The sequence below is a fragment of the Palleronia sp. genome (assembly GCF_042089775.1).
Taxonomy (GTDB): domain Bacteria; phylum Pseudomonadota; class Alphaproteobacteria; order Rhodobacterales; family Rhodobacteraceae; genus Palleronia.
In genome coordinates, this window is sequence record NZ_JBELKF010000002.1 from 104,310 (window position 1) to 128,627 (window position 24,318).

Below are 24,318 nucleotides of genomic sequence, written 5' to 3' on the forward strand. Positions count from 1 at the left end.
GCGGAACTACTGGCGTGCCGCGATCATGTCGGACTGCGTAACGATGACCTCGGCCTGCCGGACCGAGGCCAGATCGACCAGCCGTCCCTTGTAGACCGCAGCTCCCTGCCCGGTGTGCTTGGCCTCCTCCATCGCGGCAAGGATCTCGCGGGCTTCGGTCACGGCCTCGTCCGAGGGGGTGAAGACCTCGTTCGCCAGCGAGACCTGCTTGGGGTGGATCGCCCATTTACCGACCATTCCAAGCGTGGCCGACCGGAGCGCCTGCGCGCGGAATCCTTCGTCATCGCTGAAATCGCCGAACGGACCATCCACGGGCAGCACGCCATGCGTCCGACAGGCGGCGACGATGGCGGTCTGGACCCAGTGCCACGGATCGCCCCAGAACTTCTGCCCCTCGTGGACCATGTAATAGTTCTCCTGCGTGCCGCCGATTCCCGTCGTCGCCATGCCCATCGAGGCGGCGTAGTCGGCGGCGCCGAGGCTCATCGCCTGAAGGCGGGGCGTGGCGGCAGCGATCTGGTTCACGTTCGACAGGCCGGCTGCCGTCTCGATGATGACCTCGAAGGCGATCGGCTTCGTCCGGCCCTTGGCGCTTTCGATGGAGGTCACGAGCGCATCAACGGCATAGAGATCGGCCGCGTTGCCGACCTTGGGGATCATGATCTGGTCGATCCGGTCGCTGGCGTTTTCCAGCAGGTCGACCACGTCGCGATACCAGTAGGGCGTGTCGAGCCCGTTGATCCGCACGCTCAGGTGCTTGTCCCCCCAGTCCACGTCCCCGATGGCCTGCACGATGTTCTTGCGCGCCTCGGCTTTGTCGTCGGGGCCGACCGAGTCCTCGAGGTCGAGGTTGATGACGTCCGCCTCGCTGGCCGCCATCTTCGCGAAGATCGATGGGCGCGAGCCCGGCCCGAACAGCTGGCAACGGTTCGGGCGGGCGGGGGGCGTGGGTTGGACCCTGAAGGACATCTGGCGCGGCCTCGCAACTTTGTGTCGTATCGCTATGCGTAACCGTTAGATTGCTGCGCCTGCATCCGCAACCTGTTTGAGGCCTAGCGAAGGGCCGCCCGCATCTCAGGCTCCGGGAAGCAGGTCGCGGGGCGTCCGTTCGCCTCCTGCCACAGGCCGATGGAGCGGCGCGTCTTGAACCCCGCCAGCCCGTCCGCCCCACCGACATCGTGCCCCTGCGCCTGCAACGCACGCTGCATCTCCGCCACGTCCGAGCGCATCAGCCCGCCGACCGCCTGCCAGTCGCCCTGAAAGTCGCCGACTCCATAGGCGATCCGATCTCCCACATGGCCGACGAACAGGGCGTAGAGGTCGCTCATGTTGTAGTCCTTCAGGACGTAGAAATTCGGCGTCACGATGAAGGCGGGCCCGTTGCGCCCGGCCGGCATCAGCAGGTAGCCCTCGCCTCGCAGTTCGTGCGCGGGGAAGGACTTGCCGCCCACGCGCTTGATGCCCATCGCGGCCCAGTCGGCGATCGGGCGCCCCTGATCGGGCCCTTCCAAGGTGCACGAGACGTTTTCCGGCACCGCGACCTCGAAGCCCCAGTCGCGGCCGGGCTGCCAGCCATGCCGCGCGAGATACGTTCCGATCGACGCGATCGTGTCGGCCTCGGACCGCCAGATGTCCGCGCGCCCGTCCCCGCTCCCGTCGGCCGCGTAGTTGAGGAAGCTCGACGGCATGAATTGCGGCTGACCCAGCGCACCGGCCCAGCTTGAGCGCATGGCGGCTTCCGGGGCATGACCTGCCTCGGCGATCTGCAGAAGCGCCACCAGCTCGTCGGTGAAGTAGTCAGCCCGCGTGCTCATGAAGCCCTTGGTGCCAAGGACCCGGAACGCGTTATGCGGGATGTCCACGCGCCCGTAGCCGCTTTCGCGGCCCCAGATCGCGAGGATGATGTGGCCGGGCACGCCCGTCGCCCGCTCGACCGCCGCAAGCGCGCTCGCGTGGGTGCGCGCCATCTGCCGCCCGATGCTGGTCGCCCCGTCGATCGAGCCGCGGTTGAAGTACTTGCCGGGTTGGCCGAACTCGGCCTGGGTCTGGCGCGTCTCGGCGGGCGGCGGGAAGCCAGGCGGGCGCAGGTCGGGAAGCTCCCATTGCAAGGTGACGCCATCGAAGGCCGCATCGAACGTGCCGCGAGAGACCCCCTCGCGCGACGCACGGGGCCAGACAGTCTGGTCCAGCCATGCGCGGAATTGCTGCTCCACCCCCACGCGGTCCTGCGCAGCGGCGGGCAGAGCCATCAGGATCGACAAGAGAACGACGCGCAACATTGCAAACCTCCGGTTGAGCTTCCCCGCGTCCTAGCAGAAACCCGCGCGGAACCCACGCCCCCACCCTGAAGATCTCGTGAGCGCGAACCACGCTTGACGGATCGCCCGCACCTTTCCATACCGCGCCCGAACGACAGGAGCGCGCATGGCCTTCCGGCAGGACCACCTTCTGGGGATCGAGCCCCTCGCCCCCGACGAGATCACGACGATCCTCGACCTGGCCGAGACCTACGTGGATCTCAACCGCGGCGCCGAAAAGCACGCGCAGGCGCTGAAGGGCCTCACCCAGATCAACATGTTCTTCGAGAACTCCACCCGCACGCTGGCCAGCTTCGAAATCGCGGGCCAGCGGCTGGGTGCGGACGTGATGAACATGGCGATGCAGGCGTCCTCGATCAAAAAGGGCGAGACTCTGATCGACACGGCGCTGACTCTGAACGCCATGCACCCGGACCTTCTGGTCGTGCGACACCCCCATTCCGGCGCGGTGGACCTCTTGGCGCAGAAGGTGAACGCTGCGGTTCTGAACGCGGGCGACGGGCGGCACGAGCATCCGACACAGGCGCTTCTTGACGCCCTGACGATCCGGCGCGCCAAGGGACGGCTTCACCGCCTGACGGTGGCGATTTGCGGCGACATCGCCCATTCCCGCGTCGCAAGGTCGAACATCTGGCTGCTGGGCAAGATGGAAAGCCGCATCCGCCTCGTCGGGCCGCCCACGCTGATCCCCGCGGGCGCGGCGGATTGGGGCGTCGAGGTGCATCACGACATGAAAGCGGGTCTTGCCGATGCCGACGTGGTGATGATGCTGCGTCTCCAGCGCGAGCGGATGGATGGCGGCTTCATCCCGTCCGAACGAGAATACTACCACCGCTACGGACTCGATGCCGAGAAGCTCGGCCACGCGAAGCCGGACGCCATCGTCATGCATCCCGGCCCGATGAACCGCGGGGTCGAAATCGACGGGACCATCGCCGACGACATCAACCGCTCGGTCATCCAGGAACAGGTCGAAATGGGCGTGGCCGTGCGCATGGCCGCGATGGACCTGCTGGCGCGGAACCGGCGCACCCGCGTCTAGCGCAAGCGCGCCCGCAGCTCGTGGTTTCGGGCGGTCGTCAGATCTTCCATGCAGAACCAGTACAACACCCAGGCGGCCTATCCGCCGCCCGACAGTTCGAGATCGCAGGTGGCGTCGCGGTGGCGCAGCCACGCGCACTGCTCACGCAGAAGGTGGCTGCCCTGCTCCGTGTGCCGGCCATCGGCTTGACCAAGCGCCATAGCCGGTTGAACCCGGTGTCCACGGTTCTCCACCGCTCTCTGGCGCAGAAGTTGATCTCGGCCTGGTTCTGCCCATCGCAGCCCGCGGCGGTCGCTATCGGCATGAGAGACGGAACCACCACCACTGCAATCGTCCGAACCATCCAACACCCCTCTCAAGCTGTCGCCCGCGCATTCCGATGAACCTCACGGGCGCCCACCACGTTGCGCTTTCAAAGCGGAGGGCCGGATGCCGGAGATTATCACAGACCCCGAAACGATCCACGTGTTCGCCGTGGACCTGTCCATGCAAGAGACGGTGGAGCTTGCCGGCGACGGCGCTGCGCTCAGCCGCGCGCTCGGCGGTGTCAGCGCCGATCCGGAACGGGCCGTCGCGCTCGACAGCCGTTCGCTCGGCGATCTCGGGCTGCCGAACTACCTCGTCGAGGGCGAGGGCATCACCAAGGAAAGTATCGAGCCCGATGCCGGTAGGCTCATGGCGGTGAAGGGGCCGGTCCTTATCCTGCGCCCGCGCGCGGTCGGTCAGTCGTTCCGCCCGCAAGAGCCGCTGCGCCACCTCGGGTCCTACCGGCTCGAGCGCGGCACGCCGGCAAGCGTGCCGCTGCGCGCCGCATCGGCCGAGGGCTCGGCCTCGGGCGTTCCCCCCGCGGCACCTCCTCCCGCCAGCCGCGACCGCCGCGCCAGCGGCATGGTGGCGATGGCGGCGCTCGCCGTCGCGCTTCTGGTGGCCTTCGTGGTGTGGTGGGTGGCCAGCTAAGCCACCGCCCCGACGGTTGCACGACGGGCGCTCTTGGCCGAAACGGGCCCCTGACCTTTTCAGCAGACCGGCAGTCGATCATGGCCCGCTCCCGCCCAAAACCCCATGCGAAGCAGACCGGTCGCACCCGGCTGATCGCGTTCAACAAGCCGATGAACGTGCTGTCGCAATTCACCGACGACGGCCGCTGGCCGGGTCTGGCGCGACATCTTGACCTGCCCGGCCTCTATCCCGCCGGTCGCCTCGACCGCGACAGCGAGGGGCTGCTGCTGCTGACGAATGACGGAAAGCTCCAGGCCCGCCTGACCGATCCCCGTCACAAGATGCCCAAGACCTACCTCGTCCAGGTGGAAGGCACGCCCGAGCCCGAGCACCTGAAGGCCCTCTGCGAGGGGGTCGAGCTGAAGGACGGCCCCACCCTGCCTGCCACGGCAGAGCTGATCGCCCCGCCCAAGCTCTGGCCCCGCGATCCGCCGGTCCGCGAGCGCAAGTCGGTGACCGACGCCTGGCTCAGCCTGACGATCCGCGAGGGGCGCAATCGCCAGGTCCGGCGCATGACCGCCCATGTCGGTCTGCCCTGCCTGCGCCTGGTGCGCTGGTCCGTCGGACCGTACGAGCTTGGCAACCTTGCGCCGGGCTCATGGCTAGAACTGGACCCTGCAGAGGCCACCATGTGATGGAACGGTGACGCTCCGCCACGGAATCCGGTCTTCCCCCGTATACAAGTTTACCGAATCGCCGGTGCTGCGCTGTACTCGTCAGCAACAAGAAAAGGAGCAGTTCATATGCAGGCCATTCGCACCCTGGCGTTCGCCGCGGCCGCGCTCTGCGCGACCCCGACCCTGGCAGAGCGGGCGCTCGTCTCCGATTCGGGCGTCGTCTATGCCGAAAGCGCTGGTCATTCCGCCAGCCGCCTCACGACTGGCAACGAGACGATCTATTTGACCGAAGCCTGCACGGCCGAAATTCCCGGCCGCGGCCAGGGCATGTGGTCCTGGACCGACCGCGGCACAACTGTGATCGTCGGCAGCTACTCGGTGCAGTTCTCGGACAACGTGCCGCTCCTGTCGCTATATCGCTGCGTCGGCTGACCTTCGCGCTCAGGCGGTATTGAACGCATCGGCCCAGTCGCCGGAAGCGATAAGCTGCTGTTCATCTACCTCGTGCGCGTAGACATAGACCCACGCCTCGATCGGCCCCTGATCCGTCGCCACGGAGCGGACCTCACGCCGATATTCGGGGGGACCATCGTCGAAGAGGCCTTCGTACTCGTCGAGCACGTGCATCATGCCCGGAGTCGCTAACTCCCAGATTTCGCCGTGAACATCGCCCGGTCGCCCCTCGATCAGCGCAGGATACCAACCCACGGAATACATCGCACCGGGCACGCGACCTTCGGCAAGAAAGGTCGCGCCGTTGCGGAACGCAAGCGTGGCCTCGTTGTTCACGAAGCCGCGGCGCAGCGTGCCGTAAACAAAGACCCGATGGCCGAGGAAGGGATCGCTTTCCATGCAGCCGAGGTTAGGCGACCGATCGCCATTGTCCATCCGCTCTGGCGATAGACGCGGTCAGGGCCACTTCGCCAGAGGCGGCAGGCTCATCAGCACCGCATTGGCATCATGCCCGGTCTCGAGCCCGAATTTGGTCCCGCGATCATAGACGAGGTTGTACTCGGCATAGAGCCCGCGATGGATCAGCTGCGTCTCCCGGTCGGCCTCATCGAAAGCTTCCGTCCGGCGCGCTTCGACCAGTGGCAGGAAAGCGGGCAGAAATGCCCGCCCGATGTCGCGAGTCAGCTCGAAATCCGCCTCCCAATCACCCGAGCATTGGTCATCCATGAAGACGCCGCCCACCCCCCGGGCACGATTGCGGTGTGGGATAAAAAAATACTCATCGGCCCAAGCTTTCAGCCGGGGATATTCATCCGCACCATGCGGATCGAGATGCGCTTGGAGCGTCCGGTGGAAATGAGCTGTATCTTCATCGAAAGGCAGCGCGGGATTAAGGTCCGCTCCACCCCCGAACCACCAGGCGTGAGGTGTCCAGAACATTCGGGTGTTCATGTGGACGGCGGGAACCTTCGGGTTGCGCATGTGCGCAACCAGGCTGATGCCACTCGCCCAGAAGCGCGGATCTTTCTTCATCTCCGGGACGCCCTTGCGGGCAGCCATGGCTGCCTGCGCCCGCTCTCCCAGCGTGCCGTAGACCTCCGAGACGTTGACGCCGACCTTCTCGAACACGCGCCCACCACGCAACACGCTCATCAGGCCGCCGCCCGCATCTGAGCCGTCGTCCGAGCGCCGGCTCGTCTTGGTCACCTCGAAGGCGGCTGGCGGGTACTCGCTGAAGGGGCCGGAGTCGTGGGTCTGCTCCAAGGCCTCGAAAGCCGCGACGATCTCGTCGCGAAGCTCTCGAAACCATTGGGCCGCGCGGGCTTTTCGTAGGTCGAAATTCTCTTCAATCATGGCGCCGACCTAACAGGTCAGTATGGAGGGGAAAAGCGTCAGCTCACAGAGCGCAGTCGCGGCTGGTGGCCTGCCGGTTCCGTGCGGAAGAAGTCGAACTCGCTGCGCATTTGCGAGATGCCCTGTCCGAGGGTCTGGATCGCGGCATTCGTCTCTTCGGCCATCGCGGCGTTCTGCTGCGTGACGCGGTCAAGATCCCCGATCGCGACGTTCAGCCCCGAGATCCCCTGAGACTGCTCTTCCGTCATACTCGAGATCTTTTCCACTCCGGCGTGGATTTCCTGAACCTTTCCGCGGATCGTCGACAGCGAGCCTCCCGCTTGGTTCACAAGGTTCACGCCCCGGTCCACCTGCTGGGTCGAAGAAGAAATCAGGGTCGCAATCTCCTTCGCCGCCTCGGAGGACCTTTGTGCGAGGGCACGGACTTCGGATGCGACGACCGCGAACCCCTTGCCGGCGTCGCCGGCTCTGGCAGCCTCGACGCCCGCGTTGAGTGCCAGGAGGTTCGTCTGGAACGAAATATCGTCGATCAAGCTGGTGATCGAAGAAATCTTGCGGGAGAATTCAGCGATGTCAGCCATCGCGGACATCGCGTTCTGAACGACCTCGTTCGAGTGGTCCGTGTCGGCCCGCGCGCTTTCGGCGAGGCTGCGGGCTTCGGACGCGCTCTTGTTTGCGGCGTGGACCACCGATGTCAGATCATCGAGGGATGCGGCGCTTTCCTCGAGAGTGGCCGCCTGCCGTTCCGTCCGACGCGCAAGGTTGTCGGTTGCTTCGGCGACGGCGTCAGCCTCGCGGTTAAGTTGCAACGACACTTCGTTCGCGGACTGCACGACCGTGGTCAGTCGCTCCAGGGCTCCGTTGAAGGATGTTCGGATGCTGTCGAACTCGCCCAGATTGGCGTCGATGCGGAACGACAGGTTGCCCGATGCTAGCTGGCCCAACGCTTCGCTGAGCATGCCCGTCGCTTCCTCGAAGCTCGTCGTGTCGATCGCGAACTTCACGATCTTGCAGACTCGACCAGAGGCGTCGCGGATCGGCGAGTAGCTTGCCCGGATGTAGACTTTCTTGCCATTCTTGCCGAGCCGCACAAAGCGGCCGTCCTGCTCATGGCCTTCGCGCAGCCTCGCCCAGAAATCCCGGTACTCGGACGAGTTCGCGTAGGAGTCCTCAACGAACATCCGGTGGTGCTTTCCCCTGATCTCGCCTTCCCCGTACCCCATGACGTCGCAGAAAATGTCGTTCGCCCGAAGGACCGTGCCGCCGGAACTGAACTCGATCACCGCCTGGACCTTCTGGATCGCTTCGATCTGGTGGGTGGCATCCGCCTGCATGTTGGCATCGACGGTGATGTCGAAGGCGTACTTGATCACCTTGAACGGCCGACCTTCGGGGTCGTACAATGTCTGGTAGGTCGCGCGAAGCCAGACCGGCTCGCCGGTCTTGTCCATCCGCTCCACGCGTCCGGTGCTGGAGGACCCCGATGCCAGCTTCCTCCAGAACTCTTCATATTCCGGCTTGGCCACTTCCTCAGGGCGCATGAAGATCCGGTGGTGCCTGCCCCGGATCTCGTCCAGCGAATAGCCGACAGCCTTCAGGAAAAGGTCGTTCGCGTCGAGGATGTTGCCCTGCAGGTCGAACTCGATCACGCCCATCGAGCGGCGGATCGCATCCACCTTGCTTCGGTTGTCGCGGCGGCGCAGGTGCACCGACGTGATCTCACGCGCGACGATCAGGATCTCGCGCGTGCCCTCGGAGGTATCGAGCGGAGAATAGGTTTCGTCGAACCAGACCTCTGCTCCCGCCTTGTCCAGACGGGGGTCGATCTTCTGCACCGAGCGACCGGCGCGAATTTCCTCACGGATTTTCTGGAATTCCTGGGCGTCGTTGTCCTTGGGACGGATGAACTGCGTATAATCCTTGCCCACCATCTCGTCTTGGCTCAGCCCGACCGCACCTGCCGCGATCTTATTCGCCTCCAGGATCTTGCCGGACAGATCGAGACGCAGCACCAGGTAGTTCTGCCGAATCTGGTTCAGCATAGCTTGGGCGAGCCCCGTCTCACGAGGCTTGCGGAAAAAATCGTTCAGCACGGGACACCCATCCTTCGTTCGTTGCAGAACGAGCGTTAGGTAAAAGAAACTAATGGAAGTTGAAGATTAGTGGGCCGGCGTATCAACCGTGTCGAGAAGGGAGCGACCGCCATCCACCGTCAGGATTTCCCCGGTAACGAAACCGGCGCCGTCCGAGGCCAGGAACTGGACCGCTTCGGCCACTTCGGCAGCCGAGGCGATGCGGTGGAGCGGCGTCGCACCGATGATCTCTTGGCGAATGTCGGAATCGCGCTTGATGGCGCCTTTCAGCGAGGCCGACATGACCGATCCAAAGGCGATCGCGTTGACTCTGATCCGATGCGGCGCAAGCGCCACGGCAAGATTGCGCGTCGCCTGATCCAGCGCCGCGGTCGAGATCGAATAGGCCAGAAGATCGGGCTGCGTCCGACGCGCGGCAATCGAGGACAGGTTGATGATGGAGCCCAAGGGCTCGCCCGTCCGCCCCTCGTCCTCGGCTTGGCGGATCATGCGCCCGGCGACCGCCTGCGACAGGCGCAGGGCCGTCATCAGGTTCTGCTTCAGCAGCGTTTCCAGCATCGTATCTTCGGGATCGAGCGGATCGCTGGTTTCCATCTGGCGCGACGCGTTCACCAGGATATCGACCCGGTCGAAGGCGTCGTGCGTGGCCGACAGCAGGTTCTGGATCGTCAGCTTTTCGCGCAGATCGCCAGCGAACCAGCGGGCGGCGCCGCCGTCGTCGTCCATCTCGCCGACCTCGTTCTTGAGCGTCTCTTCGTCGAGGTCGGTCATCATCACGTTCGCGCCCTTGTCGATGAAGAGGCGCGCGACGGCCAGACCGACTCCATTTGCAGCGCCCGTGACGATGGCCGTCTTGCCCTGGATCGATAGAGTCATGGGATAACCTCAGCGGGGCCTGCGCGGGCGCGCGGTGCGGAAAAGCTTGAAGGCCGAAGAGCCCGGAAGCTCGGCGACCTCGCCGAACAGTGTCTCGAGATGGGATTCGTAAGGAAGGTGGCGGTTGGCGACCATCCAGAGCGTGCCTCGCGGCGCCAGGATGCGCGCGGCCGTGGTAAGGAAGGCACGCCCGATCCCAGGGTCGCCGGCGCGGCCTTTGTGGAACGGCGGGTTCGTCACGACGTGATCGACCGACCCGCCGAGGGTCCACGCCGTCGCGTCGGCCCAGTGGAATCGCGCCCTCGGGTCGGGCACGTTCACGCGCGCGCAGTCGAGTGACGGGCGGTCGGCCTCGACCAGATCGCAGATGGTGACTGCCTCGCTACGCAGGACCGCAGCCGACAGCGCGCCCCACCCCGCGCCCAGGTCGGCCACGTGGCCCGACAGCGGCGGCAGCGCCTCGATCAGCAGGCGAGAGCCGGCATCCAACCCGTCGGCCGAAAAACCTCCGGGTGGGGTCAGAAAGCCGTCTGCATTCTCTCGCGGCGCGGCTTTCCAGTCTGCGAAGTCTCCGCCTTCGACCATGAACAGCTTGCCATGCGCCTTTGACAGGACGGCGCCCACCTGCCCCCTCGCCCGCACGGCCTTCAGCATCGAATCGATGCCGTCGGTCTTCTGGCCGTCGATCAGGATCGGCACGCCCAGCTCCGCCGCTCGGGCCACCAGGTCGCGTCCCGCCTCGCGCGCACGCGGCAGGCTGACCACGACGCACCCGGCGGGACCCTCGATGCTGTCGCGCATCTCGGCCACGCGGGCGAAGCGGTCATGTTCGGGCTGGCTCTCGTGATAGACCGCCACCGGACCGGGCAGCTCAGACACATCGGCCCCGTCGGGGGGACAGACCAGAAGGACGGGCGGCGTCAGCAGCCCCTCGTCCGCGGCACGGCTCAGACGGTCGTAAAGCAGCCGCCTATTCCTTTTCCATGGTACATTGCAGCGGATGCTGATGCCGGCGTGCGAAGTCCATGACCTGCGTCACCTTGGTCTCAGCCACCTCGAAAGAGAACACGCCGACCACGGCGAGCCCCTTCTTGTGCACGGTCAGCATAATCTCGAACGCCTGCGCATGGCTGAGGCCGAAGAAGCGCTCGAGCACATGAACGACGAACTCCATCGGTGTGTAGTCGTCGTTCAGGATCATCACCTTGTAGAGCGGCGGACGCTTGGTCTTGGGCTTCGTCTCGAGCACGACATGCGAGTCGCCGTCGTCGTCGCCGGGGCGGTTCGCCATCAGGATAGAGGGATATCTGGTCACGTCTGGCCCATTGCGGTTACTCGTGAGGTCCGGCTCCGCAATATAAGTACGGCGCGGCAACAGAAAAGAGGAACGATGCCCCGCATCACGACGATCGGCTTCGATGCCGACGACACGCTCTGGCACAACGAGCGCTTCTTTCGCATGACGGAGGCGCGATTCTCGGCGCTTCTAGCCGATCATACCGCGCCCGACCACCTCGCCGATCGCCTGCTCGCGGCCGAACGACGCAACCTTGGCCGCTACGGGTTCGGGATCAAGGGATTCGTGCTGTCGATGATCGAAACCGCTCTCGACGTCACGGGCGACCGGGTGCCGGGGCATGTAATTCGCGGCATCGTGGAGGCGGGCCAGGAGATGCTGGAGCATCCGATCGAACTGTTGCCACACGCGCGCGAGGCGATCGAGGCGCTGGCGCCGGACTACCGCATCATCCTGGTGACCAAAGGCGATCTTCTCGACCAGGAACGCAAGCTGGCGCAATCGGGGCTCGGGGAGCTCTTCGATGCGATCGAGATCGTCTCGGACAAGACGCCGGGCGCCTATGCTCGGATCTTCGACAGCCACGGCAACGGGGTTGAGCGTGGGCTGATGGCCGGCAACTCGATGAAATCCGACGTCCTGCCGATGATCGCGGCCGGCGGCCACGGGGTCTTTGTGCCGCACGGTGTTGAATGGGCGCTCGAAGCGGCCGAGCCGCCGCGGGCCGAACCGCGGTTCCACGAACTCCCGCACTTGGGTGGCCTGGCTGACCTTATTGCAACTCTTAATTGAGGCGATTTCGGGGCGAACGTCACGATGTTGCGGTTCTCCACAGGACTGCATCCAGATGTGGTCTGGCCTGAAGAATTCGCCTAACACGCCGTCATCGCACAGTTTTCCGACCCAAATCTTCGTGCTAGTATCACTTTGGTAACGGACCGGCCCAGATAAGAACGCCGGCCGTAGAGGCAGATTCGAGGCAGAAACCCGTGGCAATCCGACGGCTAACGACCCCGTTGGGGGTCCTCCTATCCTTTGTGATCCTGTTCGCCACTCCCGTGGTCGCGGCGCCCTATGCGGCAATGGTGATCGACGCGCGGTCCGGGCAGGTCCTTCACGAACGCAACGCCGACGCGCGGCTCCACCCTGCGTCGCTGACCAAGATGCTCACGCTCTATATCGTGTTCGAGGCGGTCCAGAACGGCGAGATCACTCTCGATACCCAGGTCACGATTTCGCAGAACGCGGCGGCCGAACCGCCCTCCAAGCTGGGGCTTCGCGCCGGGCAGAAGATCGCCCTGCGCTACCTGATCCGTGCCGCGGCGGTGAAATCGGCGAACGACGCCGCGACCGCACTGGGCGAGGCGATTTCGGGCTCCGAGGCCAACTTTACCAAGCGGATGGACCGCACGGCCAAGGCGCTCGGCATGACGCAGTCGACCTTCAAGAACGCCCACGGCCTCACCGCGTCCGGCCACCTCTCGACTGCGCGGGACATGACGACGCTGGGGCGGCACCTGTTCTACGACTTTCCGCAGTACTACAACCTCTTCTCCCGGCAGAGCACCGACGCGGGGCTGAAGGTCGTCAACAACACGAACCGCCGCTTCCTGGCCGCCTACCAAGGCGCCGACGGGATCAAGACCGGGTTCACGAACGCCGCAGGCTTCAATCTCGTCGCCTCGGCCGAGCGCGGCGGAGAGCGGATCATCGCTACCGTGTTCGGCGGCACATCGACGGCCGCCCGCAACGCAAAGGTGGCCGAACTGCTCGACCTCGGCTTCTCGCGCGCGCCTTCGCGCGTGGCCGTCGTGCCGCCGTCGCCGCCGAAATACGGAACGTCCACGGGCGTGGGCTCGGTGGCCGTCGCAAGTTCCCTGCGGCCGGCGCTCAGGCCCTCGCGCGTCGCGCCGCTGGCGCCCGAACTCGTGGCGCAGGCGGTCCAGGAGGCGCTGCCCGAAGCGCTGGGAGAGCTGGCCGAAGCACCGCAGGCCACGCCGGCCGTCGCGCCCGAACCTCGCGCCCCGACTGTTGCCCTGGCCTCGGCCGAGATCGCGCCCGAGCCAACAGGACATCCGCAAGGCGGCGAGGTGGTGACACGCATGTCTTCGAGCGGAGGGCGGCATTACGGCATCAATGTCGGCCGTTTCGGCAGCCGCTACGATGCGGAACAGGTGCTTCTCAAGACTGCATTGACCGAGATCGGCACCCTCGACGATGCCCTGCGCAAGGTCGTGCGCAGCCCCAAGGGATGGGAGGCGAACTTCGTCGGCATGACGCAGGACCGCGCCGCGCTCGCCTGTCAGCGGCTCACGGCGCGGGACATGAAGTGCAACACCCTGGGCCCGGGCTGATCACGCCTCGGCCCAGGCGTCACTCTTGTCCCGCTGGAAGGTGACCCGGCCCAGAACCTCGAAAACCGCATCCTGACCGGCCGAATAGGTGTCGATCACGATCTTGTCCCGGTTGGCCGTCAGCAAGTTGAAGGTGTTGTCCTCACCCCGCAGGCGGTTCGACAGGCCCGTACCCGCCTGCACGAACAGGCAGCCGGGCGCGACCGCGAAGGGCCGCGTCACCGTGTTGTGCAGATGGCCCGACAGCACGACGTCCGCGCCGGCCTCGTTCAGTGCCACCAGCGCCTTGTGGGCTCCCCGCATCAGCCGTTTCTCGACATCCGGACCGTGCTCCAGCGGGTGATGCAGCACCACGACCCGCAGACGCTCGCCTGCCGAACTGAACGCGCGCGAGATCTCCTTGATCGTGTGGCGCGACAGCCGGCCCCTCTGCCAGGAAAAGCGGTTCACGGTGTTCACACCGGTGATGACGGCCTCGTCGGTTTCGAGCGTCGGCTCGAGTTCGCGGTGAATATGGCGCTTGTAGCGGTGAAATGGCCGCAGAAATCGGGCGAAAACGTTGTCGAGCGGGGTGTCGTGGTTTCCCGGCACGCAAAGCGTCGGCGGCACGAGCTTGGCCAGGAAGGCCTCGGCCTGCCGGAACTGCCCGACCCGCGCGCGCTGGGTGAAATCACCCGAAACCGCCACAAGGTCCGGCGCAAGACGGTTCACCGTGTGGACCAGCGGTTCCTCAAGCTCGGGCCGGTCGCGGCCGAAATGCAGGTCTGAAAGGTGGAGTATGCGCATCAGTCCTCGGCGTCGGATTTCGGTAGGAGAACGGTGAGAGACTCGTCGGACATGCGGAAGCGGAACGGCCCGCGCACGCGCTGCTTTTCCCCATCGAACGCAACAAGCGTGCGGCGCTGCTTTGTCTCGATGTCTGCCGCTTCGGCCGAGATCAGATCGTATTCACGCCCCCGCATCGGGCGGCCGAGCGCCAGGCGCAGCGACATCATGAACAACGCGAAGCGCGTTTCGGCGCGCGCCAGCAGGATCGCGAACCGGTCCGCGTCGATGGCATCCTCGCCGTCGATCCCGAACAGGTTGAGCTGGTAGGCCGACCGAGCGACGAAGACCAGCGCCGTGCGCCGGGTCTCGCGCTTGCCGTCGACCGTCAGGGTGATCTTCATCGGCTTGCGAAACCGCAGGAACGTCTTGACCACCGACCAGTGCGCCGCAAGCCGGAACCGGCCCCATCGCGAATAGACGGTCTCGCGCTCGCGCAGGATCGCCGGGTAGATGCCGAGCGACGCGTTGTTCAGGAACGCCTGCCCGTTGACCATTCCCACGCGGATGTCGTGCGCCTCTGCGGTCTGCAGCTGCCGCCCGGCCTCTTCGGGGGTCTCGGACAGGCCAAGCCCGCGGGCGAAGAAGTTGAACGTCCCGAGCGGAAGCACCCCCATCGGCACGCCGGTGCCCAGAAGCGCGCTGGCAACAGCCATCACCGTCCCGTCCCCCCCCGCGACGACGACGATCTCAGTCTCGCGGGCAAGGGCGCGAGAGACCGTCTCTTCTATGGGTGAGCCCGGGTCCCAATCCATCCGTTCGGCGCGATCGCCGAAGACGGTCATGACGCGGTTGATGGCTTCGGCGTCGCGGCTGTTCTGGCCGGACTTCTGGTTCGCGATAAGGATGATGCGGGTGTACATTCAGGGACTTTTCAGGTTGCCCCCGTCAACGCGCCCGAGCCGCGTTTGTTGCCGAGATTGTCAGCCGGCCGAGCCTGCGCGGTTTCCGAAGGCCGCTGCCATCAGCTGACGAGTGTATTCGGTCTGCGGGCGGTCGAAGATCTCGTCCACCGGCCCCGCCTCGACCACGTCTCCCTTCTGCATCACCATCACCTTGTGCGACAGTGCGCGAACCACCTTCAGGTCATGGCTGATGAACAGGTAGGCCAGCCCGTGCTTCTTCTGCAGCTCGCGCAGAAGCTCGACGATCTGGACCTGCACCGTCATGTCGAGCGCCGAGGTGGGTTCGTCCAGCACCACGAGCTTGGGCTGCAGGATCATGGCGCGGGCGATGGCGATCCGCTGGCGCTGACCGCCCGAGAACTCGTGCGGGTAGCGGTGCATCGTCTCGGGCGGCAGGCCGACCTCGCGCATGATCGCGACGACCTTCTCGTGCTTCTCGCGCTTTGTGATGCTGCCGTGGATGCCAAGGCCTTCGGCGATGATCTCTTCCACCGTCATCCGGGGGCTCAGCGAGCCGAACGGGTCCTGGAACACGATCTGCATGTCGGCGCGCAGGGGGCGCATCTTGCGACCCTGCAGCCCCTGGATGTCGCGCCCCATGAACACGATCGGCCCCTCGGAGCCGATCAGCCGCATGACCGCCAGCGCCAGCGTCGTCTTGCCCGAGCCGGACTCGCCGACGATGCCCAGCGTCTCGCCCTGCCGGACCGACAGGGTGGCGCCATTCACCGCCTTCACATGCCCGACCGTGCGCCGCAAAAGGCCGCGCTGGATCGGGAACCAGATGCGCAGGTCCTTCGTCTCGGCCACCGTCTCGGCGCCCTCGGGGACGGGCGTGGGGGCGCCGGTGGATTCCGCCTCGAGCAGCATCCGTGTGTAGGGGTGCTGCGGGTTGTCGAAGATCTCGGCGGTGCGGCCATGCTCGACGATTTCGCCGTCCTTCATCACGCAGACCCGGTCGGCGATCTGGCGCACGATGGTCAGGTCGTGGGTGATGAAGAGCATGGACAGCCCCTGCTCTTCCTTCAGCTTCTGAAGGAGGTCGAGGATCTGCGCCTGGATCGTCACGTCGAGCGCCGTCGTCGGCTCGTCCGCGATCAGGAGGTGCGGGTTGTTGGCCAGCGCCATCGCGATCATCACGCGCTGCCGCTGACCGCCCGACAACTGGTGGGGATAGGCCGACAGCCGGCTCTCGGGGTCGTTGATGCCGACCTCTGTCAGCAGTTCGACAATGCGCGCCTTCGCCTTCTGCCCCAACAACCCCTGGTGGAGCGCGAGGCTTTCGCCCAGCTGCTTTTCGATCGTGTGGAGCGGGTTGAGCGAGGTCATCGGCTCCTGAAAAATGAAGCTGATGTCGTTGCCGCGAATCTCGCGCAGGGTCTTTTCCGGGGCCCCCACCAGCTCGCGCCCGGCGAACTTGGCCGAACCTTCGATGCTGGCCGAGCCGGGCAGAAGCTCGACCGTCGAGAGGGCGGTGACGGACTTGCCCGAGCCGGACTCGCCCACCAGCGCGACCGTCTCGCCCTTGCAGACATCGAACGACACCCCACGAACCGCGTGGGTCACCGCCCCCTCTTGGCTGAAGCGAATGTTCAGGTCGCGGACCTGGAGGACAGGTTCGGTCGATGGGGTCACTGGAAGGTTTTCCTCGGGTCGAACGCGTCGCGGATGCCCTCGAAGATGAAGACGAGAAGCGACAGCATGATCGCGAAGGTGAAGAAGGCGGTGAAGGCGAGCCACGGCGCCTGCAGGTTCTGCTTGGCCTGCAGCGTCAGCTCGCCCAGCGACGGAGCCGACGACGGCAGGCCGAAGCCCAGGAAGTCGAGCGAGGCGAGGGTCGAGATCGTGCCCGTGATGATGAAGGGCAGCATGGTCAGCGTCGCGACCATCGCGTTCGGCAGCATGTGGCGGAACATGATGGTCCAGTTGCCGACCCCAAGCGCCCGTGCCGCGCGGATGTATTCGAAGTTGCGGGCCCGCAGGAATTCGGCCCGGACGACGCCCACCAGCGCCGGCCATCCGAACAGGACGGTGACGAAGACCAGCAGCCAGAACCCCCGCCCAAGAATCGCGAAGAGGATGATGATGACGTAAAGCGAGGGGGTCGAGACCCAGATCTCGATGATTCGCTGGAAGAAGAGGTCGGTCTTGCCGCCGAAGAAGCCCTGCACCGCACCGGCGACGATGCCGATGACCGTGGTCAGGACCGTCACGATCAGGGTGAACAGGATCGACAGGCGGAAGCCGTAGATCACCCGCGCCGCCACGTCCCGCGCCGTATCGTCGGTGCCGAGGATGTGCGTCGCGTCCGGGGCCGAGGGGGCCGCGCCGCCGATATCGGCGATGGTGTCGTAGCTGTAGCGGATCGGCGGCCAGACAAGCCAGCCGGCCTCGGCCCCCTCGGCGGTGGTGCCTTGGGCTATGATTCCCTCGGGATCGTCGAAGCAGTCCTCGAGCCCGCCGGAGCGGATCAGGCATTCGACCTCCACATCGGCATAGACGGCCTCGGTCCGGAAGTCGCCGCCGAACTCTGTTTCGGGGTAGAAGCGGAAGACGGGGGCATAGAGCTCGCCGTCGTAGCTGACGAGGATCGGTTTGTCGTTGGCGATGAACTCGGCGCAGAGCGACAGCCCGAAGAGGATGCAGAAGAGGATCAGCGACCAGAAGGCGCGCCCGTTGCGGCGAAAGTTGCGCCAGCGGCGCTGGTTCAGCGGCGACAGGAACGGCCGGCGGCGGCGCGGGTCCACCGGGGGCGGCGCATCGTGCCCGCCGCCAGAAGGACGGGGCGGCGGGGACTCGAGACCCGGCTCGGCGGGGCCGTGGACGTTGTCGGGATGGGTCATGGGATCAGCCCTCCCGCGTTTCGAAATCGATGCGGGGGTCGACGAAGACATACATCAGGTCCGCGATGATCCCGACCACCAGCGTCATCAGGCTGAACACGAAGAGCGTGCCGAAGATCACCGGGTAGTCGCGCGCAACCGCGGCCTCGAACCCGAGCCGGCCCAGACCGTCGAGCGAGAAGATCGTCTCGATGATAATCGAGCCGGTGAAGAACACGCCGATGAACACGCTGGGGAAGCCCGCGATGATGATGAGCATCGCGTTGCGGAACACATGGCCGTAGAGGATCTGCGATTCCTTCAGCCCCTTGGCGCGCGCGGTCGTGACGTATTGCTTCTTGATCTCGTCCAGGAACGAGTTCTTCGTCAGCAGCGTCAGCGTAGCGAAGGCCGAGATGGTCGAGGCGATGACCGGCAGCGCGATGTGCCACAGGTAGTCGCCGATCTTGCCCAGAAGGCTGAGCTGCTCGAAATTGTCCGAGGTCAGCCCCCTGAGCGGGAAGATCTGGAAATACGAGCCCCCCGCGAACAGCACCAGGAGCAGGATCGCGAAGAGGAAACCGGGGATCGCGTAGGCCACGACGATCAGCGCCGACGTCCAGGTGTCGAAGGTCGATCCGTCGCGCACCGCCTTGCGAATGCCCAGCGGGATCGACACGAGGTAGGCGATGACCGTCGACCACAGCCCCAGCGAGATCGACACCGGCATCTTTTCGAGCACCAGGTCGATGACGCTGATCGAGCGGAAGTAGCTCTCGCCGAAGTCGAGGCGCATGTAGTTCCAGATCATCGTGAGGAAGCGTTCCAGCGGCGGCTTGTCGAAGCCGAATTCGCGTTCCAGTTCGGCGATGAACTCGGGCGGCAGCCCTCGGGCACCGGCATATTCGGTGCCGCCGCTTTCGAACTCCATCGGCTGTCCGCCGCCCCCGGAGATGCCCGAGAACACGTCGCCCGAACCCTCCATCCGGGCGATGACCTGCTCGATCGGTCCGCCCGGTACGAACTGGGTGAGGACGAAATTGACCACCATGATCCCGAACAGCGTCGGAATGATCAGCAGCAATCGCCGAAGGATATATGCTCCCAACAGTCAGGCTCCGTCGTGCGGGATCAGAAGGCGCCGGCGGCGCGAAGGTCCTGGGCCGCGTCCTCGTCCCACCACCAGAAGTCCAGCGCCCCGACTCCAAGCGGCGGCAGATCCTCGGGATGATCGTAGGTGTTGTAGTAGGCGACCCATGTGAACGGGTTGTACTGGAACGGGATGTCGAAGGCGATGCGCCGCAGCGTCCGGTCGAGCGCGTTGGTCGCAGTCGTCAGTTCGTCCAGCGTGTCGACCTCGGTCGTAACGACGTCGATCAGGCGATCCACGGCCTCGTTGCGCAGCCGCATGACGTTGCGCGAGCTGTCGTCGGCATTTTCGGACCCGAACCACTGCTTGAGGCCCGTCGACGGCTCGAACCCGAAGGCGAAGACGTTGTTGGTGAGGTCGAAATTGCCCTCGCGCCGGCGCTGCACGTATTGGGCCGTGTCCACCCGTTCGAGGTTTCCCTGCACGCCGATCTGGCCAAGATTGGACAGGAAGGGCGTGATGACCTTGTCGTATTGCGGGTTGAACTGGATGAAGGTCAGCGTCAGCGGCTCACCGTCCTTGCGGCGCACGCCGTCCTCGCCCGTCTCCCACCCCGCATCATCCAGCAGCGCGGCCGCGGCGCGGATGATGCGGCGGCTGGGACGGTTGGTCTCGGCGTCATGGTCGACCGGGGTGGCGGCCTCTTCGGTCAGGATCTCGGGGTCGAGCAGGCCCTCGTCCACCAGCGGCTGCAGGATCTCGATCTCGGCGGCACTCGGCTTGCCGTCGGCGGCGAGGTCGGTGTTGTTCCAGAAGCTGGCGGGCTGGCGATAGGCGCCGTAGTAGAGCGTGTCGTTGGACCAGTCGAAGTTGAACATCATCGCGATCGCCTCACGCACGCGCCGGTCCTGCCACTTTTCCTTGTCGAGGTTGAACACCCAGGAAAAGCGCTGGCCGACGCTGCCATCCTCGATCTCTTCGCGGGTGACGTAGCCGTTGTCGAGCGCGCGGAAATTGTAGGCGGTGTTCCAGTCGGCCGGGTCGGTTTCCTCGCGGTAAAGGTATTCGCCCGCCTTGAACGCCTCGAGCGCGGCCGAACTGTCGGCGAAATACTCGATGCGGACCGTGTCGAAATTGTTACGGCCCTGGTTCAGGGGCAGATCGGCGCCCCAGTAGTCGGGGTCCTTGGCATAGACGACCTGCCGGTTGTATTCGACGCTGTCGAGCACGTAGGGACCGGTGGTCATGAAGGGCTCGGTCGCGCTCTTGTCGAGCCGCGCACCGGTGTCCTCGAACCAGTCCTTCGAGAAGACCGGTGTTCCGCCCGCTTGCTGCACGCGGACATTCTTCGGCATGTAGTCCGAGAAGTTGAAGCGGACGGTGTGGTCGTCGATCACATCGATCGAGTCGTAGAACTGCGCGGCCGACGTCCGGTATTCCGGAATGCCTTGCTCGACGAGCAGTTCGTGGGTGAACTTCACGTCCTCGGCGGTCACCGGCTCACCGTTCTGGAAGGTCACGTCGTCGCGCAGGTGGAAGGTCGCGTAGGTGCGATCCTTGTCGTATTCGACCGTCTCGCAGAGGAAGCAATACGTCCCGTAGGGATCGTCGAGCGTCCCGGTCATCAGGCGCTCGGTGCCGATATCGGCGAGCGCGGCGGGGACGCCGGCCCGCGCATATGGATTGAAGCTGTCGAAGTTGCCCAGGCTCCACGTGGAAAACTCGCCGCCCTTGGGCGCGTCGGGGTTCACGTAGTCCAGCACCTCGCCGGGGCCGTATTTCAGCTCGCCGAAGTTGGTGTAGCCGTGGCTGGTGATGACGTCATCCCCAGCCTCTTGCGCGAAGGCTGCCGCGGCCAGGGCCAGGGTGGCGGCGCCGGTGAGAAGGGCCTGCATCGCGAGGCTGCGTGCGCGGTCGTGGGACCGGGCGACCGTGATGGCGGACCGGGGGCGGGAAGGCGTCATGGGCGTCTCCGTCACATGCTCTGAGGTCAGGTGAAGCTACGGGACCGCTCGATCAACATTCAAGACGAATTGTGGTGAAGCATCCGTGATCCAGGGGCACCGCACATGGAAAAGCCGGCCACGAGGGGCCGGCTTGGTCGTCTGGCGCGCATGCGCTGGATCAGTTGTCGAGGCTGTCCAGGTAGGCGATCACGTTTGCCCGGTCCTCGATCTTGTTCAGGCCCGCGAAGCTCATCGTGGTGCCCGAGGCCGCGCCGCGCGGGTTCTCGAGGAAGGTGTTCAGGTTCTCGGGCGTCCAGACGTCGAAATGTTCGGACAGCGCGCCGGAATAGTTGAAGCCGGGAACCGAACCCACATCGCGGCCAACCACACCATCGAGGTGCGGCCCGGTGGCGTTCGAGCCGTCGACGTTGTGACAGGCGCGGCACTTGCCGAACACCCGCTCGCCCGCGCCGATGTCGGCAGAGGCTAGGACTTCCTCGAAAGAGGGGCCTTCTTCCTCGGCTTCACCCGCGCCGCTATCCTCGACCGGAATCGTGTAGGCCTGCTCCTGCTCGCCGCCGTGATCGCCGCCGACGTTATAGATTGCGTCGGCCGCCCAGCTTCCCAGCAGGAACACCAGGAGGGAGCCGCAGAAGCCGCCCACGATCTTGGTCACGGTCATGGTGTCGAACATCGTCGCTCTCGCCTCTTCGTCGAAGTCGGCCACTCTCTATCCGCAATTTCGCACCCTGTTCAAGCGTCATCCCATGCGACCTTTCGGCCAATCGGGGGAATTCAGCCGCGCGGGTGGGCCTTTTCGTAGATTGCCATCAGCCGTGCGGTGTCGACGCCGGTGTAGGCTTGCGTCGTCGACAGCGACGCGTGGCCCAGCAATTCCTGAATCGCGCGTAGATCGCCGCCCGCCGCCAAGAGGTGCGTGGCAAAGGAATGGCGGAAGGCATGCGGGGTGGCCGAGGCCGGCAGGCCCAGTTGCAGCCGCGCGCGTTCGACTGCCTTGGCGATCAGTCGCGGGTTCAGCGCGCCGCCCTTTGTCCCGCGAAACAGCGCCTCGCCCGGCGGCAGGTCGTAGGGACAGAGCCGGCGGTACGTTTCGACCGCGTCGCGGGCGACGGGCAGGACCGGCACGATCCGCTCTTTCGCGCCCTTGCCGACGATCCGCAACGTCTCGGGCAGGGGCGCGGATGCCCCGTCGAGCCCGAGCGCTTCGGAGATCCGCAGCCCGCAGCCCCACAGCAGCGTCAGCACTGCCGTATCGCGGGCGGCAACCCACGGCTCGGTCGCCTGTGCCCCCGCCGTGCCGATCATGTCGCGCGCGGCGTCCTCGGTCATCGGGCGGGGCAGCTTGCGCTGGAACTTGGGGCTGCGCGCCGACAGAATCGCGGTGACGTCGCAGCCCTCGCGCTCTGCCACCCAGCCGGCGAAGGTGCGCACCGCCGAAAGCTTGCGCGCCAGCGAACGGGCCGAGAGGCCCGCGCCACGTTCGGCCGCCATCCAGGCGCGCATGTCCGACACGCCCACGCGGGACAGAAGCGCCGCGCCGGTCTCTTCGCCGAGATGGGCCAGCTGGAAACCCAGGAAGCTCACCACGTCGGCGCGATAGGCCTCGACCGTGGCGGCCGCGGCGGCCTCGACCCCGCGCAGGTGGTCGCACCAGCGGGACAGCAGGTCGGCGAGGCCCGGAGAGATCATGCCAGGAAACGTCGCAGCGCGCGTTCCAGCACGCCGGCGAAGAAGCCAAGCAGGTCGGTCCCCTGCCCCGGCGCGAACTGGTGCGGGTCCTCGGCCCCGAGAACGAGCATGCCCGGCAACCGCCCCTCGCCCAGGTCGAGCGTCAGGCACGCCTCGGACCGGATGATCGAGGCCTTGAAGCCATAGATCTCGGGGTCGCCGCCCGAAAGCTGGCGCAGGGTCACGCGCCGCGGCGCGCCGCCGTTCGACAGACCCGCAAAGAGGCTGACCCAGCCCTGCTCGGCCAGGCCCAAGGTGCGCTCCAGCGCACCCAGATGGGCGGTCGAACGGTCGCCGGCGGTCTCGAGGATCAGCTTCATGCCGTCCACCCGCAACGTATCGGCCACCGGCCCGGCAAGCGCGGTGAGGAAGGCGTCGAAGCTGTCATGCTCCAGCAGCGCAAGGATCGCGCGGTGGATCATGTTCATGCCCGCGAGGTTCTCGTAGGCGGCGGCGATCACGTTACGATGCGTGTCCTCCAGCCGGTCGAGCCGCGCCTCCAGCCGCTCCATCGCAAGGGCGCGCATGTCCACGACGTTGCCGCCCCGCATACCGTCGGCGGCGCCGACCAGAGCGCGCATCAGTTCGGGATCTTCGAGGATCTGGTCCGGGTCGGACAACAGTTGGTCACGGACCCGCGGATCCGTCAGGGGAGAAGTACTCATGTTGGGCCTGCTCGATTTATCGTTTTCACGAACGATAGCACGGGCACGACGACCGGCCTAGCGGCGCGGCCCTTCGCCGGTCAGGGCGATGCAGCGCTGCGACAGCGCGGCCTGTCAGGCCACCATCTGCTCGGCGCGCTTGAGATCGACGCTGACCAGCTGGCTGACCCCTTGTTCGGCCATCGTCACGCCGAACAGCCGGTCCATCCGCGCCATCGTTACCGCGTGGTGCGTGATGATGAGGAACCGCGTCTCGGTCCGGCGCGTCATCTCGTCCAGCAGGTCGCAGAAGCGGGTGACGTTCGCGTCGTCGAGCGGCGCGTCCACCTCGTCCAGCACGCAGATCGGCGAGGGATTGGCAAGGAACACGGCAAAGATCAGCGCCATGGCGGTCAGCGTCTGCTCGCCCCCGGACAGCAGCGAAAGGGTCGACAGCTTCTTGCCGGGCGGCTGGCACATGATCTCGAGCCCGGCATCGAGCGGATCGTCGCTTTCGATCAGCTCGAGCCGCGCCTCGCCCCCGCCGAAGAGGCTCTGGAACAGGGTCGCGAAAGAGCGGTTCACCTCTTCGAACGCGGTCAAGAGACGCTCGCGCCCCTCGCGGTTGAGGCCGGCGATCCCCTTGCGCAACTCGGAGATCGCGGCGTCGAGGTCGGCCTTTTCCGAGATCAGGGTGCCATGCTCGGCCTCGACCTCTTTCGCATCCTCTTCGGCGCGCAGGTTCACGGCGCCCAGCGCGTCGCGCTTTTGCCGCAGGCGGACGATCTCGTCCTCAATCTGGCGCGAGGGGGGCAACTGGGTCGGGTCGGTGACGTCGAGCTTCTCGACCAGCGCCGCGGGGGTGAGATCAAGTTCCTCGCCGATGCGCGCCTCGGCGGCCTGCACGGTTTCGGCCGCGGCGTCGCGCGCGGCCT

General features: G+C 65.8%; 23 protein-coding genes and 1 pseudogene. 6 read left to right on the plus strand and 18 right to left on the minus strand.

The annotated features are described in order from the left end of the window. Positions 1–6: 6 nt before the first annotated feature. Together ACFDS3_RS01360 and ACFDS3_RS01365 are read right to left on the minus strand one after the other, a co-directional pair. A complete protein-coding gene (locus tag ACFDS3_RS01360; RefSeq protein WP_375260534.1) occupies positions 7–969 on the minus strand; it encodes an L-malyl-CoA/beta-methylmalyl-CoA lyase in 963 nt (320 codons plus the stop codon). Between the two features lie 83 nt (positions 970–1,052). Then, a complete protein-coding gene (locus ACFDS3_RS01365) occupies positions 1,053–2,279 on the minus strand; it encodes a lytic transglycosylase domain-containing protein (protein ID WP_375260535.1) in 1,227 nt (408 codons plus the stop codon). A 145-nt stretch (positions 2,280–2,424) separates the two neighbouring features. Between ACFDS3_RS01365 and ACFDS3_RS01370 the strand changes: the two genes are divergently transcribed. From ACFDS3_RS01370 to ACFDS3_RS01385, 4 genes are all read left to right on the plus strand, one after another. After that, positions 2,425–3,360, plus strand: a complete 936-nt coding sequence (locus tag ACFDS3_RS01370) for an aspartate carbamoyltransferase catalytic subunit (RefSeq protein ID WP_375260536.1) — start codon at positions 2,425–2,427, stop codon at positions 3,358–3,360. 429 nt (positions 3,361–3,789) lie between these two features. Beyond that, entirely contained in the window at positions 3,790–4,317 is a 528-nt protein-coding gene (locus tag ACFDS3_RS01375) for a hypothetical protein (RefSeq protein WP_375260537.1), read from the plus strand. An 80-nt stretch (positions 4,318–4,397) separates the two neighbouring features. Further along, positions 4,398–4,994 (plus strand): pseudouridine synthase, encoded by a 597-nt coding sequence (locus ACFDS3_RS01380; RefSeq protein ID WP_375260538.1) that lies wholly within the window; start codon positions 4,398–4,400, stop codon positions 4,992–4,994. A gap of 108 nt (positions 4,995–5,102) precedes the next feature. After that, a complete protein-coding gene (locus ACFDS3_RS01385) occupies positions 5,103–5,408 on the plus strand; it encodes a hypothetical protein (RefSeq protein WP_375260539.1) in 306 nt (101 codons plus the stop codon). A gap of 9 nt (positions 5,409–5,417) precedes the next feature. Here the strand turns inward: ACFDS3_RS01385 and ACFDS3_RS01390 are convergent, their stop codons facing one another. The 6 genes from ACFDS3_RS01390 to clpS all read right to left on the minus strand — a co-directional run bounded on the left by ACFDS3_RS01390 (position 5,418) and on the right by clpS (position 11,042). Further along, positions 5,418–5,864 (minus strand): gamma-glutamylcyclotransferase, encoded by a 447-nt coding sequence (locus tag ACFDS3_RS01390; RefSeq protein WP_375260540.1) that lies wholly within the window; start codon positions 5,862–5,864, stop codon positions 5,418–5,420. Positions 5,865–5,885: 21 nt separating this feature from the next. Then, complete coding sequence (gene hemF, locus ACFDS3_RS01395; protein WP_375260541.1) at positions 5,886–6,782, minus strand: oxygen-dependent coproporphyrinogen oxidase; 897 nt, start codon at positions 6,780–6,782, stop codon at positions 5,886–5,888. A gap of 38 nt (positions 6,783–6,820) precedes the next feature. Then, positions 6,821–8,875, minus strand: a complete 2,055-nt coding sequence (locus ACFDS3_RS01400; protein ID WP_375260542.1) for a methyl-accepting chemotaxis protein — start codon at positions 8,873–8,875, stop codon at positions 6,821–6,823. 66 nt (positions 8,876–8,941) lie between these two features. Beyond that, a complete protein-coding gene (locus ACFDS3_RS01405; protein WP_375260543.1) occupies positions 8,942–9,751 on the minus strand; it encodes an SDR family NAD(P)-dependent oxidoreductase in 810 nt (269 codons plus the stop codon). A gap of 9 nt (positions 9,752–9,760) precedes the next feature. After that, positions 9,761–10,717 carry a class I SAM-dependent methyltransferase gene (locus ACFDS3_RS01410; RefSeq protein WP_375260560.1) on the minus strand — a complete coding sequence of 319 codons (957 nt, stop codon included), beginning with the start codon at positions 10,715–10,717 and terminating at the stop codon, positions 9,761–9,763. Positions 10,718–10,721: 4 nt separating this feature from the next. Further along, positions 10,722–11,042, minus strand: coding sequence for an ATP-dependent Clp protease adapter ClpS (gene clpS, locus ACFDS3_RS01415; RefSeq protein WP_375260561.1), 321 nt, complete (start codon positions 11,040–11,042; stop codon positions 10,722–10,724). A gap of 99 nt (positions 11,043–11,141) precedes the next feature. On the opposite strand from clpS, the gene ACFDS3_RS01420 reads away from it, so the two are divergent. Both ACFDS3_RS01420 and ACFDS3_RS01425 read left to right on the plus strand, forming a co-directional pair. Continuing rightward, positions 11,142–11,840 carry an HAD family hydrolase gene (locus tag ACFDS3_RS01420; protein WP_375260544.1) on the plus strand — a complete coding sequence of 233 codons (699 nt, stop codon included), beginning with the start codon at positions 11,142–11,144 and terminating at the stop codon, positions 11,838–11,840. 197 nt (positions 11,841–12,037) lie between these two features. Beyond that, positions 12,038–13,402 (plus strand): serine hydrolase, encoded by a 1,365-nt coding sequence (locus ACFDS3_RS01425; protein WP_375260545.1) that lies wholly within the window; start codon positions 12,038–12,040, stop codon positions 13,400–13,402. On the opposite strand, the gene ACFDS3_RS01430 is transcribed toward ACFDS3_RS01425, so the two are convergent. The 10 genes and pseudogenes from ACFDS3_RS01430 to ACFDS3_RS01475 form a co-directional block, all read right to left on the minus strand. Beyond that, entirely contained in the window at positions 13,403–14,188 is a 786-nt protein-coding gene (locus tag ACFDS3_RS01430) for a metallophosphoesterase family protein (RefSeq protein ID WP_375260546.1), read from the minus strand. Beyond that, entirely contained in the window at positions 14,188–15,090 is a 903-nt protein-coding gene (locus tag ACFDS3_RS01435; RefSeq protein ID WP_375260547.1) for a diacylglycerol/lipid kinase family protein, read from the minus strand. Before ACFDS3_RS01435 ends, ACFDS3_RS01430 begins: the two co-directional genes overlap by 1 nt. A gap of 60 nt (positions 15,091–15,150) precedes the next feature. After that, positions 15,151–16,767 carry an ABC transporter ATP-binding protein gene (locus tag ACFDS3_RS01440; RefSeq protein WP_375260548.1) on the minus strand — a complete coding sequence of 539 codons (1,617 nt, stop codon included), beginning with the start codon at positions 16,765–16,767 and terminating at the stop codon, positions 15,151–15,153. After that, entirely contained in the window at positions 16,764–17,975 is a 1,212-nt protein-coding gene (locus ACFDS3_RS01445; RefSeq protein WP_375260549.1) for an ABC transporter permease, read from the minus strand. Before ACFDS3_RS01445 ends, ACFDS3_RS01440 begins: the two co-directional genes overlap by 4 nt. Before the next feature lie 4 nt (positions 17,976–17,979). Then, positions 17,980–19,062: a microcin C ABC transporter permease YejB gene (locus ACFDS3_RS01450; protein ID WP_375260550.1), complete on the minus strand. Its 1,083-nt coding sequence runs from the start codon at positions 19,060–19,062 to the stop codon at positions 17,980–17,982. Between the two features lie 23 nt (positions 19,063–19,085). Beyond that, positions 19,086–21,008, minus strand: coding sequence for an extracellular solute-binding protein (locus ACFDS3_RS01455; RefSeq protein ID WP_375260551.1), 1,923 nt, complete (start codon positions 21,006–21,008; stop codon positions 19,086–19,088). 160 nt (positions 21,009–21,168) lie between these two features. Then, positions 21,169–21,684 (minus strand): c-type cytochrome, encoded by a 516-nt coding sequence (locus tag ACFDS3_RS01460; RefSeq protein ID WP_375260562.1) that lies wholly within the window; start codon positions 21,682–21,684, stop codon positions 21,169–21,171. Positions 21,685–21,785: 101 nt separating this feature from the next. Next, positions 21,786–22,700, minus strand: coding sequence for a tyrosine recombinase XerC (locus ACFDS3_RS01465; protein ID WP_375260552.1), 915 nt, complete (start codon positions 22,698–22,700; stop codon positions 21,786–21,788). After that, positions 22,697–23,404, minus strand: coding sequence for a DUF484 family protein (locus ACFDS3_RS01470; protein ID WP_375260553.1), 708 nt, complete (start codon positions 23,402–23,404; stop codon positions 22,697–22,699). Before ACFDS3_RS01470 ends, ACFDS3_RS01465 begins: the two co-directional genes overlap by 4 nt. 114 nt (positions 23,405–23,518) lie before the next feature. Continuing rightward, positions 23,519–24,318 (minus strand): annotated as a pseudogene (locus ACFDS3_RS01475) (chromosome segregation protein SMC); the annotation flags it as partial.

What these genes read in the sequence shown, in the direction of transcription:
- ACFDS3_RS01445 (WP_375260549.1), bottom strand. Translation starts at nt 17,975, where the DNA reads ATGACCCATCCCGACAACGTCCACGGCCCCGCCGAGCCGGGTCTCGAG.
- ACFDS3_RS01435 (WP_375260547.1), bottom strand. Translation starts at nt 15,090, where the DNA reads ATGTACACCCGCATCATCCTTATCGCGAACCAGAAGTCCGGCCAGAAC.
- ACFDS3_RS01460 (WP_375260562.1), bottom strand. Translation starts at nt 21,684, where the DNA reads ATGTTCGACACCATGACCGTGACCAAGATCGTGGGCGGCTTCTGCGGC.
- ACFDS3_RS01365 (WP_375260535.1), bottom strand. Translation starts at nt 2,279, where the DNA reads ATGTTGCGCGTCGTTCTCTTGTCGATCCTGATGGCTCTGCCCGCCGCT.
- ACFDS3_RS01430 (WP_375260546.1), bottom strand. Translation starts at nt 14,188, where the DNA reads ATGCGCATACTCCACCTTTCAGACCTGCATTTCGGCCGCGACCGGCCC.
- ACFDS3_RS01385 (WP_375260539.1), top strand. Translation starts at nt 5,103, where the DNA reads ATGCAGGCCATTCGCACCCTGGCGTTCGCCGCGGCCGCGCTCTGCGCG.
- clpS (WP_375260561.1), bottom strand. Translation starts at nt 11,042, where the DNA reads ATGGCGAACCGCCCCGGCGACGACGACGGCGACTCGCATGTCGTGCTC.
- ACFDS3_RS01465 (WP_375260552.1), bottom strand. Translation starts at nt 22,700, where the DNA reads ATGATCTCTCCGGGCCTCGCCGACCTGCTGTCCCGCTGGTGCGACCAC.
- ACFDS3_RS01455 (WP_375260551.1), bottom strand. Translation starts at nt 21,008, where the DNA reads ATGACGCCTTCCCGCCCCCGGTCCGCCATCACGGTCGCCCGGTCCCAC.
- hemF (WP_375260541.1), bottom strand. Translation starts at nt 6,782, where the DNA reads ATGATTGAAGAGAATTTCGACCTACGAAAAGCCCGCGCGGCCCAATGG.
- ACFDS3_RS01470 (WP_375260553.1), bottom strand. Translation starts at nt 23,404, where the DNA reads ATGAGTACTTCTCCCCTGACGGATCCGCGGGTCCGTGACCAACTGTTG.
- ACFDS3_RS01390 (WP_375260540.1), bottom strand. Translation starts at nt 5,864, where the DNA reads ATGGACAATGGCGATCGGTCGCCTAACCTCGGCTGCATGGAAAGCGAT.
- ACFDS3_RS01405 (WP_375260543.1), bottom strand. Translation starts at nt 9,751, where the DNA reads ATGACTCTATCGATCCAGGGCAAGACGGCCATCGTCACGGGCGCTGCA.
- ACFDS3_RS01370 (WP_375260536.1), top strand. Translation starts at nt 2,425, where the DNA reads ATGGCCTTCCGGCAGGACCACCTTCTGGGGATCGAGCCCCTCGCCCCC.
- ACFDS3_RS01380 (WP_375260538.1), top strand. Translation starts at nt 4,398, where the DNA reads ATGGCCCGCTCCCGCCCAAAACCCCATGCGAAGCAGACCGGTCGCACC.
- ACFDS3_RS01420 (WP_375260544.1), top strand. Translation starts at nt 11,142, where the DNA reads ATGCCCCGCATCACGACGATCGGCTTCGATGCCGACGACACGCTCTGG.
- ACFDS3_RS01360 (WP_375260534.1), bottom strand. Translation starts at nt 969, where the DNA reads ATGTCCTTCAGGGTCCAACCCACGCCCCCCGCCCGCCCGAACCGTTGC.
- ACFDS3_RS01375 (WP_375260537.1), top strand. Translation starts at nt 3,790, where the DNA reads ATGCCGGAGATTATCACAGACCCCGAAACGATCCACGTGTTCGCCGTG.